This window comes from Streptomyces sp. NPDC000880, from assembly GCF_053599675.1.
In genome coordinates this window covers 1-11,837 of the sequence record NZ_JBSFMS010000078.1, presented here as the reverse complement: position 1 = coordinate 11,837, position 11,837 = coordinate 1, and the positions used below count along the sequence as shown (strand labels likewise).

14 protein-coding genes are annotated in these 11,837 nt (G+C 68.8%); all 14 read left to right on the top strand.

From position 1 onward, the window contains the following. The first annotated feature begins 6 nt into the window (after nt 1-6). Nucleotides 7-279, top strand: a complete 273-nt coding sequence (locus tag ACWDO5_RS23265; RefSeq protein ID WP_450532272.1) for a hypothetical protein — start codon at nt 7-9, stop codon at nt 277-279. 99 nt (nt 280-378) lie between these two features. After that, the gene (locus ACWDO5_RS23260) at nt 379-969 is read left to right on the top strand and encodes a hypothetical protein (protein WP_450532271.1); all 591 of its coding nucleotides are present in this window, start codon (nt 379-381) and stop codon (nt 967-969) included. 18 nt (nt 970-987) lie between these two features. Beyond that, nucleotides 988-1,191 (top strand): hypothetical protein, encoded by a 204-nt coding sequence (locus ACWDO5_RS23255; protein ID WP_450532270.1) that lies wholly within the window; start codon nt 988-990, stop codon nt 1,189-1,191. Between the two features lie 58 nt (nt 1,192-1,249). Then, nucleotides 1,250-3,367 (top strand): NUDIX domain-containing protein, encoded by a 2,118-nt coding sequence (locus ACWDO5_RS23250; protein ID WP_450532269.1) that lies wholly within the window; start codon nt 1,250-1,252, stop codon nt 3,365-3,367. A 233-nt stretch (nt 3,368-3,600) separates the two neighbouring features. Further along, on the top strand, nt 3,601-4,890 hold the full coding sequence (locus ACWDO5_RS23245) for a phage major capsid protein (RefSeq protein WP_450532268.1): 1,290 nt from the start codon (nt 3,601-3,603) through the stop codon (nt 4,888-4,890). A 185-nt stretch (nt 4,891-5,075) separates the two neighbouring features. Further along, complete coding sequence (locus ACWDO5_RS23240; protein ID WP_450532267.1) at nt 5,076-6,101, top strand: hypothetical protein; 1,026 nt, start codon at nt 5,076-5,078, stop codon at nt 6,099-6,101. Between the two features lie 352 nt (nt 6,102-6,453). Next, nucleotides 6,454-7,701 (top strand): hypothetical protein, encoded by a 1,248-nt coding sequence (locus ACWDO5_RS23235; protein WP_450532266.1) that lies wholly within the window; start codon nt 6,454-6,456, stop codon nt 7,699-7,701. 166 nt (nt 7,702-7,867) lie between these two features. Further along, a complete protein-coding gene (locus ACWDO5_RS23230; protein ID WP_450532265.1) occupies nt 7,868-8,329 on the top strand; it encodes an IPT/TIG domain-containing protein in 462 nt (153 codons plus the stop codon). Nucleotides 8,330-8,449: 120 nt separating this feature from the next. After that, the gene (locus ACWDO5_RS23225) at nt 8,450-8,971 is read left to right on the top strand and encodes a hypothetical protein (protein ID WP_450532264.1); all 522 of its coding nucleotides are present in this window, start codon (nt 8,450-8,452) and stop codon (nt 8,969-8,971) included. A 12-nt stretch (nt 8,972-8,983) separates the two neighbouring features. Then, a complete protein-coding gene (locus tag ACWDO5_RS23220) occupies nt 8,984-9,847 on the top strand; it encodes a hypothetical protein (protein WP_450532263.1) in 864 nt (287 codons plus the stop codon). A 21-nt stretch (nt 9,848-9,868) separates the two neighbouring features. Beyond that, the gene (locus ACWDO5_RS23215; protein ID WP_450532262.1) at nt 9,869-10,504 is read left to right on the top strand and encodes a poly-gamma-glutamate hydrolase family protein; all 636 of its coding nucleotides are present in this window, start codon (nt 9,869-9,871) and stop codon (nt 10,502-10,504) included. 3 nt (nt 10,505-10,507) lie between these two features. Further along, nucleotides 10,508-10,840, top strand: a complete 333-nt coding sequence (locus tag ACWDO5_RS23210) for a hypothetical protein (protein ID WP_450532261.1) — start codon at nt 10,508-10,510, stop codon at nt 10,838-10,840. Then, a complete protein-coding gene (locus ACWDO5_RS23205) occupies nt 10,840-11,370 on the top strand; it encodes a hypothetical protein (RefSeq protein ID WP_450532260.1) in 531 nt (176 codons plus the stop codon). The genes ACWDO5_RS23210 and ACWDO5_RS23205 overlap by 1 nt, the downstream gene beginning before the upstream one ends. A gap of 40 nt (nt 11,371-11,410) precedes the next feature. After that, nucleotides 11,411-11,668, top strand: a complete 258-nt coding sequence (locus ACWDO5_RS23200) for a hypothetical protein (protein ID WP_450532259.1) — start codon at nt 11,411-11,413, stop codon at nt 11,666-11,668. Nucleotides 11,669-11,837 lie beyond the last annotated feature (169 nt).

The following is an 11,837-nucleotide window of genomic DNA, read 5'->3' as shown; positions in this document are numbered from 1 at the left end:
AGCGCGATGCCTTTCACCGTCACTGGCACGTTCGATGACGGCTCGGCCTACCAGGTACGGGTCACCGGGCAGCCTGACCGCCCGGTGATCGGGTCACGCCGGGCCGCCGCCCTCGTCGAGCTCCACAACGGGCGGCTGCTGTCCCTGTCGCCGACCGGGCCCGTACGCGAGGTCAGCCCGGCCGACGAGGAGAGCATCCTCGCCGTTCTGCAGGAGTACACCCGGGTGGTGGAGACGGGTGTGGGCGCGCCCCGGCGGGCGACGGTCCCGGGGGCCTGAGCCCGGGGGCGCTTGCACAATTGGGCAAGAATGATCTTGGAAAGGTTCGTGGCATCCGCGGCGCAGGACACAAGCCGTCCAGTCCTGCACCCTCCCGCCGTGACCAGATACGGATTCGCCATCAAGGCACTCCCCAAGAACGGCAAGCCGTTCGGGGAAGACGAGGAAGACCCGACCGAGGAAACACCGGAGGAGTTCGGGCCCGATGCCGCATCGGGCCCGACAGAGCCCCCCGCAGGCCCGACCACCCCGGACCCGGCAGGAGACCCGGCTGCAGACGCCGCAGAAGCCCCGCAGGAGGACCCCGCGGCACCCCCGGAAACGGACGCTGCCGGGCCGCCGGCGGACGACGCCGCTGAGGCCCCACTGCCCCCGCCCGACGATGCCCGCCCATGGTCGGGCGACATGTACGACGAGGGCGACGAGTCCGACCCGGCTAGCGCTTTCGCCGCCTACAACGGCACAGCAGGTGAGGAGGCATGGCTCGATCAGGCGCCAGACGGCACACTTACCGGGTGGGTCCGCGACTCCACCGGCCAGGTGTGGCGGTACGCGGACGCCGACGCCTGGGCCATCGACGTCGATGACGCGCAGATGACCCGCACGCACGGCGGCGGCGAGACGGCCGACCCGGGCACCGCCCCGGCAAGCAACCCCGGTGAGCAGGAGCCCCTGTTCCCGCCCCAGTGAGGAGCTGACGCAGTGCAAATGAACCGCCAGCAGTTCCTGGCGCTCACCAACGAGGGGAAGGCCGCCTACAAGGCCGGAGACCCCTCCGACGCCTGCCCGTACAACCGCTTCGGCAACGCCGAGGAGCAGTTCGGCTACCGGTACTGGGTCCGCGGATGGACGGGGGCGCGCACGGCCGCCGAAGCGGCCCAGCCGAAGGCCATGGTGACGGCGGGACAGTAAGACACCGCGAACGGCACGGTGCCCGGCGGCCCACTGTCCACCGCCGGAGGTTCCCGCCGTGCCGAGCGCACCACCCACCAGATCGTCACACCCCAGCACCCTGCGAGGCACCAGCCGGGCAATCTACGCCGTTACCGGCGTGGTCGACGAGGTCAATGACCTCATCGTCCCGGGCGCCTTCGCCCACACCCTCGCCAACCGCCCCGTCAAGGCCGCTTGGCACCACGAGTGGAAGGACGCCGTCGGCGTCGTCCTCGACGTCGAGGAGTGGCTCCCCGGCGACCGCCGGTTCGCCGACGTCCCCAACTGGCCCGCCGAGGCCGGTGCGCTCGTCGCCACCGTCGCCTACAACCGCCGCACCACCAAGGGCCGCGACACCTACGAGCAGGTCAAGCAGTGGCACGAACACGGCGAAGCCGCATTCTCCATCGGCTACCGCGTACCCACGGACGGAGCCACCCGCCGCAGTGACGGCGTCCGCGTGATCCACCGCCTCGATTTGTTCGAGGTCTCCCCGGTCCTGCACGGCGCGCACCCCTTGACCCGCTCCCTCGAAGTCAAGGCGGCGACGGGCCCCGCCGACATGGAAGCCAAAGCGACCCGCTCCACAGTGCTCCTCAACGTGGGCACCGAATTGGTTGCATCCATGCAGGCGAAGACAGCGGCTGCAGCTGTCATGGAGGCAAAGGCCAGCATGGGCAAGCCCGACGGGCCTATAGCGGCCGGCCTGGTCGTCCGGGCCGCGGACACCGGCCGCGTCCTGCTGCTCCAGCGGTCCCTGGCCGAAGACGATCCGGCGGCTGGCACCTGGGAGTTCCCAGGCGGACACATCGAGACCGGTGAGGACCCGCTCGCGGCAGCCATACGCGAATGGCAGGAAGAGACCGGCTCGACGCTCCCCGCCTCCGTCAAGGTCGTCGGCGACTGGACGTCACCGAACGGCGTGTACCGCGGATACGTGGTTGTCGTGCCGTCCGAGATGGATGTGCAGATCAACGTCCCGCACAACGAGCGGCACGTTCATAACCCCGACGACCCGGACGGCGCCAACAAGGAAGTGGTCGCCTGGTGGGCGATTCCGGCGCTACCGGCCATGCCCGCCCTGCGTGCTGAGGCCCGGCACACCCCCTGGTCCCTGCTGGCGCTCGATCAGGGCGGCGGCGTGAGGGAAATGGTGGAGTCCAAGGCGTCCGGCGGGTTGGACAAGAACAGGGGCGGTGCTGAACAGCTACGCCACTGGTACGTCAACGGTGAAGGCGCGGCCCTCATCACATGGGGTACCCCCGGCGACTTCGGCAGGTGTGTCGCCATCGCCGGGAAACACATGTCATCCGACGACGCCAAGGGCTACTGCAACTTGCGCCATCACGACGCACTCGGCATCTACCCGGCCACCCACGCCGCCGCCGAGGGCAAGTCCGCCCGAACCATCCAGCACAAGGCGGCCCGCGCAGTGGTCGCAGAAGCCAAGAGCCGCATCCTCGCCCCGGGAGACCCCATGACGTCCGCCGCCCAGCCCCTGCCTGAGTCGTACGAGCAGTTCCGCTCTCGGCTCTCCGACAGTGTCCGCGAGCTCCTCGGCAAGGACGATGGTTGCTGGACGTGCATCGAGGCCACCTACCCGGATCGCGTCATCGTCTCCGTGGAGCACGAGGGGCCCGGCCCGTCCTCGACGACGTACGCCATTCCCTACGAGGTCGCCGGCGGCGACATCACCCTCGGCAAGCCGCAGCCCGTCGAGCTGGCGACGATTGTGGTCCCTGAAGGAACCGGCGCCCACCGTGCGGCAACCACCGCTGAGGAGGTGGATGCCCGCGTGGTCCAGCCGACGGTCGACGCGCTCGCCGATGCCACCACGCGGATCTCCGCCACCACCGCCGACCCCGAGGAGCTCGAGGAGGTGCGGGCCACCGTCAGAAGCCTCATTGCAGCGCTCTCCGCCAAGGGGCTCGACATTGACCCGCCCGACCCCGAGGAGGAGGTCGACGACGTCGGCCGCGTGGACGGAAGTGGCATGGACCTGTGGGACGACGACACGTTCATGGACGGCGACGACTCGGAGGAGAGCGACGGCCCGGCCGCTGCTCCCGTGACCGCGCCCGCTGAGACGGCGGAGGAAACGGTACGTCTGGACCCCGAGGAGGTTAAGGCTGCGCTCGCCGCGATGCGCCCGTAAAGCGCGACTCAGCCTCACCGAGCACCCATTCCCACGCCCGCACTATCTCCGGCCAGGAACGAAAAACTGCAGGTCAGAACCACTGTGCTGCCCGTTTCGGAACCCCCGAGCGGGCAGCACGCGACGTTAACCCCTCTCTCCCTCTTCCATTGCGCCTCGCGTTGAGGCGTCCCGGTGCTGGCCGGGCGAGCGACGCACGTCAACCGCACCCCAGCATCAGGGAGAGAGAGCACATGCCGGACAACAGTCGCCTCAAGTCGCTCCAGGAACAGCTCCAGGCCAAGAGCGCCGAAGCCGAGCGGATCTCGCAGACTTTCAAGGTCGAGGACGGCGGCTTCGTCGTCAGCACCGAGCAGTCGAAGGCCTTCAAGAAGGTCTCCGCTGAGGCTCAGGAGATCAAGGCCCTCATCGACGCCGAGCAGGGCCTGGTCGAGGTCAAGCAGTACCTGAGCGAGCCCGACGCCCCGTCGACCGCAGGCCTCCACTACGGGCAGCGGCAGGGCATTGAGGAAAAGTCCCTCGGTGACCTGTTCGTAGAGTCCGACGCCTACAAGCGTGCGGCGGAGAAGGGCTTCCGGGAGGAGAGCCGCATCCGCGCGGACATGGAAGGAAAGTCGATCTTCTCCCTGTCCGCGGGAACCGTCACCCACCAGACCCTCGGCTCCGCCCAGAACCTCGGCATCGCCGAGCGGGCCTACCGCAAGTGGCACATCCGGGACCTGTTCCCGAAGTCCTCGACGAGGCACGCCGTCCTGTACGGCGCGCGGGAGACCGGCTGGACGAACAACGCCAAGCAGGTCAAGGAGAGGTACGCCGCCGACGGCGTGTCCCCGGCGACCGGCGCAGACACCGACACCTGGGGCCGGGCGCCGCGCTCCAAGCTGTCCCTGGTCCCGGTGATGTACCCGGTCGCAGAGATCGCGCATCTCCTCGATTCGCACAAGAACATCCTCTCGGACGAACCGCGCCTCAAGACCTTCATCAACACCAGGATGGTGGAGGGAGTGAAGTACCAGGAGGACTGGGACCTCCTGCACTCCGTCGGCGACGGGCAGTCCATCACCGGCCTGTTCAACACGCCTGGCGTTCAGCAGTACACCGGCCTCGCCACCGACAAGCACTCGGTGCAGATCCGGCGCAGCATCACCAAGGCCCTGCTCGCCGAATATGACCCGACCGGCATCGTCCTCAGCCCCACGATGTGGGAAGAGGTCGAGGTCGAAGAGGACGACACCGGGGCCTTCCGCATCGCCCTGCAGGTCGCGATCGGCGCGGAGAAGCGCGTGTGGCGCCTCAACGTCGTCGAGACGACCGCCATGGCGGATGACCAGTTCCTGGTCGGCGCCTTCGGTCTCGGTGCGCAACTCCACGACAGGGAGAGCGTTTCGGTCACCGTCTCCACCGAGAACGGCACCAACCACGAGCAGGGTCTGATCACGTTCCGAGGTGACGAGCGCGTAGCCTTGGAAGTCCCAAGGCCCGAGTCGTTTGTCATAGGCACATGGACCACTCCGACCCCGTAATGGGCTGGTAGCGGTGCCATTTGAGGGGCCGTCTCCTGTAGGAGGCGGCCCCTCAGTCGTGCCTATTTCGCTGTGGAAGTTGTTGGAGTTGCGATATGGTGATCATGCTTTCTGCGTAGCAGAAACCCCGGCGACGGAGGCAACCGTCCCGGGGCCATGGCGACACCTGATATGGAGGTGCCTGCGTGAGCGAGTCTACTCAGGGCAGCAACACTCCCCAGCGGACAGCGGGCGAGCCCGAGAAATGCCTTGCGCCTGGATGCCCTGATCTGCGGATTGGGCGGCTCGACTGGTGCAACCTGCATTACCAGCGCATGCGGAGAAACGGGGATCTCGAGCCACGCAAGACCGGCCCGAAGAGGAAGCACCCCGCGCTTCCCTGCGCCCGGTGCAGGCTGACGTTCAAGGCATCCGGCTGCCAGGTAAGTGCTCATGAGGAGGGGCGTGCCGTTTACTGCTCCCGTGACTGCCAGAAGGCCGCCAACCTGGTGACGTTGTCCTGTGCCGCCTGCGGCGCGGAGGCCGTACGGCGTAAGGCCGATGTACGGGGCGAGAGGGTGTTCTGCGACGCAGAGTGCCGGAAGCGAGCCTCTAAGCCGAAGACCGGCGTCACGAAGGCGTGTGAGCACTGCGGGGAAGACTTCTACGTCATCAAGGCTCTTGCGGGGACTGCACGGTACTGCTCGAGGCCCTGCAAGGTGGCCGCTTCTCGTAGCCACCAGGTGACACGGGACTGTGATCACTGCGGCCAGCCGTACGCCCGGTCGGCTTCAGCCGTAGGGCGCTTCTGCTCGAAGACCTGCGGGACCGACTACCGGACAGGAAACGGCAAGGGGTACATCAACGCCGACGGCTACCGCGTCATCTCCCAGGGCGGAGGAAAGGCGGCCAAGGGGGAGCACCGGCTCAAGGTTGAAGAGCTCCTCGGGCGCCTGCTCCTTTCGACCGAGACCGTTCACCACGTCAACGGTGTGCGGCACGACAACCGGACCGCCGGGCCTCTGGGCCTCGATGAGCGCGGGCGGTTCAAATCCGGGAACTTGGAGCTGTGGTCGCATGCCCATCCGAGGGGGCAGGAGATCGGTCCGAAGCTCGACTACGCACGTGGCTTGCTGGCGCTGTACGGGACGCCGGAGGAACGCGAGTTGTACGCGGCGTCGCTGAAGCACGCGGTGAACGCTGAAGGCGGCGAGCTGGCCGAGGACGACTGATCTGTCTGCAAGCGACGTTAAGCGGGGCGGGCCATATGGTCCGCCCCATTCGTCGTTCCGGCAGACTGTGAGGGCGCCTGGTGATCGAGATTCAACCCATTGGTCTTGCGGCAGATTTGGAAGCGCTCGCCAGCGCCCCCGCTGTACGCAAGGGGCCACCGTGCAGCGTCGGCGCTCTCGTTGACCGTGCGGACGAGCCCACCGCGGCCGCGCTCCGCACTGCCCTGGAAACCCCGGAGATCACCGCGAAGGCGATCGCTGACACTCTCAGCAAGTACGGGGATATCGTCACCGCGTACACCGTCGCCCGACACAGGCGCCGCGGTGAGTCGAACGGCTGCCGGTGCCCGCGATGACGCTGACCACCGATCTGCAGGCGCTCCTGCAGCCCGCCGGGGAAGGCCAAGCCCAGCCCACCCAGATCCAGCGCCCCCAGGCTGCCGCACCGCGCGGCTGGGAGTCCGGCGTGAGGTACGAGCCGGGCGGCACGATGGTCGTCACCGCCCCGGCGGCCGAGAAGCCTCCCAACAGCGAAGCGGACTGGCGCGAGCGCGTTGAAGCCCTCGGCCTCGCCATCCCCGATGGGTTCCGCGTGCGTCTGGTCGAAGCGCGGCACGATCCGGCCGCCTGGCACCGCGACGCCCAGGGGGACGACGCGGTCACCCGCCCTGTGTGGCGCTGCCGGTACGTCGTCGAACCGGCTACTCCCGCCTGGCTGTCTGCCGGCGACGTCGACGCCCTGGTGCGCGACGCGATGCGCCGCCGCCGGAAGCCGCGCACTGCGGTCGACACGGCAGAGCGGGCCCTGGTCGTCGTCTACGCCGACGCGCAGGCCGGCAAGGTCGGCCGCGACGGCGGAACCCCGGAGCTGGTTGCCCGGATCGCTGACCGCTTCGACCGGCTCGACGACCACATTCGCGACCTCAAGACCGTGGGCCGCGCCCCGACCGTCGCCTATTGGACGGATGCCGGGGACTGCATTGAGGGCTTCGAAAACACCGCACAGCAGGCGTTCACGAACGACCTCACGCTGACGGAGATGATCCGTGTCCACCGCAGGCTGACGTTCGAGGGCCTGGACCGGCTCGCCGGAAGGTTCGGCCGTGTCGTCGCGGCGACGTGCGGCTCCAACCACGCGCGCGTGAGGCGCGGGAAGGACGCCGTAGGCCCCCCGGTCGACGACTGGGGCATAGAGGCACTCAGCCAGGTAGCCGATGCCTACGCCCACAATCAAGACGCGTACGGACACGTCAGCTTCGTCGTGCCGGAGCGGTGGCGTGACACCGTGAGTCTCGACATCGCCGGGACCGTTGTGGGCCTGGCGCACGGCCACCAGTACCCGCGGCCGGAGAAGGCTGGCGACTGGTGGCGCGGGCAGACCTTCGGCCGTCAGCCGGTCGCTGACGCTCAAATCCTGATCACCGGGCACTACCACCACTTCCGAGCAGAGCAGCTCGGCAATGGGCGGCTCCACATTCAGGCACCCACACTCGATTCCGGTTCAGATTGGTACTCGGTGCGCTCAGGAGAGGTGTCGCAACAGGGCCTACTCGTCTTCAGCGTGGGCCCGGACGGCTGGGACGACCTCAGACTCCTATAGGGGGCAGGCCGTACTGAACGAGCTGATCTATGCGCGGATCGCGGCCCGATTCGCCGACCAAGATCATTCTTGCCCAATTGTGCAAGGCGTGAATTGGGCAGAGCGCGACCCAAGCACTCAGGCCCCTCCATCCTTCCCCCGACCATCACAGCGAGGAAGGGCACCCATGGGCATCTATAAGGCGAACGGGCAGCGGGTCACGAAGGCTGCGTTCCCGTCGACGGCCGTCACCGACACCCCGAAGCGCATCACCGAGGACGTCTATCAGTCGGAGCCGTACGGCCGCGGCGACGGCCGCCCGGAAGGCTCCAAGCGGTTTCTGCTCTACCAGGCTGGCACGATCGTCCCTCAGTCCGAGATCGACCGCCTGTTCACCGCGGCGACCATCGCGTCGGTTTCCCCGGCGACCGGCCCCGCCGCCGGCGGCACCACTGTGACGATCAAGGGAACGGGCCTTGATGGGGTCTCCGCCGTCAACTTCGGTGCGACGCCAGGAACGAACCTGCTCATCGTCTCCGCCACCGAGTTGACCGTCAGGAGCCCGGCGGGTACGGCGGGGGCGAAGGACGTCGTGGCGGTCGACGACGCAGGCAACGTCACCAAGACCGGCGGCTACACGTACGCCTGACCCCGCATCTGCCAGGGGCCCCCACGCAGCGCGCGGGGGCCTCCTGCGTAGGGCGCGACACAAGCACGCCGTGATGTGCACGGTGCGCGCAACCGGATCGACATCGCAGAGGGAGCCACCATGGCCACCGCCCGAACCCGTAAGCCCACCGCCGCGAAGGCCGAGACACCCGCGCCTGCGGAGCCCACCACGGAGCAGACCACCACGCCCGAGGAGACCATGCCCGAGGAGACTGCGCCGGAGGAGACCGCCGCGGCACCCGACTCTGCCCCGCAGGCCCCCGACGTCGCCCCGCTGGAGCCGCCGCAGATCGCGGAAGCGCCGCAGCCCCCGGCCTCTCCCGGGTACGCGACGCCCACGGAGGTCATCCCCGACGAGGAGAACCTCGCGGACGTCATCCTCGACGACGCGACGAAGCAGCCGCCGGCAGACCCGGATTCGGTGTTCCAGCCGCTCACGCCGTACGGCTCGACCATGCAGTGCACCGTGCGCCTGGTCGAGCGCACATTCCTCGGTCCGCACCGCAACCCCGTTGAGCGGCTGCTGCAGCCCAAGGGGGCCGTCGTCTCTGAATCGATTGCCGCCCGCATCCTCGAGCGGCTCGTCGCTCAGGCGGCACGCACCGCCGACTCCGAGAAGTAGAGAGGGGCAGGGGTGTCGGTCTACGACTACAAGCCCGTATGGGCCGGGGCACGCTACGACCCGGAACCGGCCGGTGGAGCTGTCAGCCGTCTCGACCTGTACGGCACGCCCGACCGCAGCGGCCCCGTGGTCGCCGCGGCGAGCCCCGCCGTCCGGCTACGGCCAGGGGCGTACCGGTTCGAAGTGCCGGAAGTGGCCCCGGGCCGCTACTGGGGCATGGTCACCTTCACCCCCGCCGAAGGGGCGCAGCCCGTCAAGGACACGTCGCTGCTCCTCGACCTCCCGCGCGGGCTGGGCCTCGTCACGTCCCCGGAAGCGGTCGCCGACGAACTCGGCGTACCGCTTCCCCTGACCCCTGAGCAGCGCGCGGCGTTCGAGACGGCCCTGCGCAAAGCTCAGGCGGACGTCGTCGCCTACCTCAAGCGCCCCCTGGTGCCCCGAGCCGTCACCCTGCGCGCGGTCACACCGCGGTGGCTGGACAACCTCGAGGACCCGGAGTCGTGGCCGCTGCCCGACCAGGACGACCTGGTCGAGGTGGTCGCCTACCGTCCCCGCGGTGACGGTACATACGACGTCGACTTTCTCATCGGGCTCAACGGCGCCGAGGAGGAGACAGTCGTCCGGTACGTCACCGCCCACGCGGCGGAATCGGAACGGCAGCGCCCCGGCGGAGCTGGCGGCGCGGGGCGCCGGGTTTCGTCGGTCAGCACCGAAGGACAGTCCATCTCCTACGACTCGGCCCCTGCCTCCGGGCAGGCCGGGGCGCTCCCCACGATCGAGTCCCTTACGGGCCTGCGCCGCAGGCTGTACCGGCCCCTGAGTCAGCCCTCGCGCGCTCCCTGGCCGTACTCCTCCAGCCGGTACCGCCGACGCTGACCCACGAAAGGAGCGCCCCGCATGGGCGACCTCTACCAGTCCTACGGTGAGCTTGCGAGCGGGCAGATCGAGGGCATCGACTACCAACGGCTTTGGCGGATCTCCCAGTTCTCCACGCTGCTTCACCTCGCCATCCACGGTGGCGGGATCGAGCAGGGCTCCACCGAGCTCGCGGACGCCGCTGCCGGCGACGTCCACGACTTCTACACCCTCGACGGCTTCAAGGCGGTCGGGGCCAACGGCGACCTGCACGTCACGTCCACCCGCTACGACGAGCCGCAGGCCCTCGCCATGGCGCAGACGGCCACTCACATCGTGTCCTGGCACGGCGCGTCGGGTACCACCGCGATCACCTACCTCGGTGGGCTCGACTACAACCTGCGGGACCAGATCGGCCAGTCCTTGAAGGAGGCTGGGTTCACCGTGCAGATCGCCAGCGCGGAGCTGGACGGAACCGACACGGCGAACATCTGCAACCGGGGCACGCGGGGCATGGGCGTACAGCTGGAGATCAGCACCGCCCAACGCACCCTGTTTTTTCTCAACGGGGACATGAGCCGGGCGAACCGGGCCAACACCACCGCGGCGTTCACGGCCTACGTCGCCGCGGTGAACACCGGCATCACCAAGGCTCTCGTCGTGGCCGGACAGGGCTGACCCGTGGCTGTCGTCCTCCCGAACCGGGTCCTCACCGTGTACGTGCTCCCGCATCCCTGGGTGCGGGACGCCAACGGTGTGCCCGTCCCCCCGGACCCGAATGTCCGCCCCGAGCCGCGCGGCACCTGGCCCGGCTCCGCACTCGAACAGCCCGACAGGTCATGGTCGATGCGCCTGGATCCCCGGGCATGGCCGGTCGAGCCCGGCGACACCGTCACGGACGACACCGGGCTGTCCTGGACGGTCACCAGCGCCCGCAACCACGCGGTGCCCGGCTGCCCGGATGCCGACTACGTGGAGGCCACGGCCACCCTCAACCCTCCAGAGGTCCCCTGATGGCGAAGTTCACGCCCGCGCCCGGGCTCGAAGAGGCCCTCGCCAAGATGGTCGCGCCGCATGTTCAGCGCATCGCGCACCAGGTCGTGCTCGAGGCGCGACGGCTCGCCCCGCCCACCAAGCAGTGGGTCACCATGGGCGACCACAGGGTCCGACCGACCCATGTGTCCGCCCAGGGCCAGACCGTGCCCGGCAATCTCCGGTTTTCGATCAACTCGATGGACTGGGACCGCCAGCACCGCGGCCTTGGTGAGAAGACCTACATGGCCGCTCCCCGCGACCACACGTCCCGAGCCGTCGCGAACTTGAAGAACTGCCGGTGCACCGCCCACAAGGACCCACAGGGCATTGCCCGGCACATCAACGCGGGCCAGCCCGTCATCGCCGGCAAGAGGGTCACGGTAACCGTCACGGCTGAGGCCCCGATGGTTGTCGAAGCGGAAGTCGGCACCGTCTACCCCGGCAACCTGGTCGCCGACGGCGCCCACTTCATGTCCCGAGGTGCCGCCATCGTCGCCGCCCGCCGCTGAGGACGAGACGCAAGCCCCGACGGACTCCACAGTGCGCAGCATGACTACGAAACCCACTGCTGCCGCGGCGGCCGCCGAGCCGAAGAAGACCACGACCACTGCCGAGCCAGAGACTGCCGCCAAGGGCGCCCCGCCGCTCGTCGGCACGATGCTGGCCGTCGGTGTGAAGCCCGAGACCGTCACCCTCTCCCATTACCTGCGCGTTGAGGGCGTCGACTACCAGCCGGGCGACAGCATCCGCGTCTCGCCGGACTTTGCTCAGCGTCTGCGGACGCAGGGCTACGTCGCCCGCACCTGATGGCCGACGCTCCCGAGCTGGCCGACGCGGACCCGGTCTCCGAGGTTCTCGCCTGGCTCCAGCAAAACCCCAAGGCCGCCGAAGCCCTCGGCGGTCACGGCCGAGTGTCCGGGATAGCCGAGGGGCAGTGGCCTCACCTACGTGTCACAAACGGGCCCCGCGGAGACCT

What these genes read in the sequence shown, in the direction of transcription:
- ACWDO5_RS23265 (WP_450532272.1), top strand. Translation starts at nt 7, where the DNA reads ATGCCTTTCACCGTCACTGGCACGTTCGATGACGGCTCGGCCTACCAG.
- ACWDO5_RS23255 (WP_450532270.1), top strand. Translation starts at nt 988, where the DNA reads ATGAACCGCCAGCAGTTCCTGGCGCTCACCAACGAGGGGAAGGCCGCC.
- ACWDO5_RS23245 (WP_450532268.1), top strand. Translation starts at nt 3,601, where the DNA reads ATGCCGGACAACAGTCGCCTCAAGTCGCTCCAGGAACAGCTCCAGGCC.
- ACWDO5_RS23235 (WP_450532266.1), top strand. Translation starts at nt 6,454, where the DNA reads ATGACGCTGACCACCGATCTGCAGGCGCTCCTGCAGCCCGCCGGGGAA.
- ACWDO5_RS23230 (WP_450532265.1), top strand. Translation starts at nt 7,868, where the DNA reads ATGGGCATCTATAAGGCGAACGGGCAGCGGGTCACGAAGGCTGCGTTC.
- ACWDO5_RS23225 (WP_450532264.1), top strand. Translation starts at nt 8,450, where the DNA reads ATGGCCACCGCCCGAACCCGTAAGCCCACCGCCGCGAAGGCCGAGACA.
- ACWDO5_RS23215 (WP_450532262.1), top strand. Translation starts at nt 9,869, where the DNA reads ATGGGCGACCTCTACCAGTCCTACGGTGAGCTTGCGAGCGGGCAGATC.
- ACWDO5_RS23205 (WP_450532260.1), top strand. Translation starts at nt 10,840, where the DNA reads ATGGCGAAGTTCACGCCCGCGCCCGGGCTCGAAGAGGCCCTCGCCAAG.
- ACWDO5_RS23200 (WP_450532259.1), top strand. Translation starts at nt 11,411, where the DNA reads ATGACTACGAAACCCACTGCTGCCGCGGCGGCCGCCGAGCCGAAGAAG.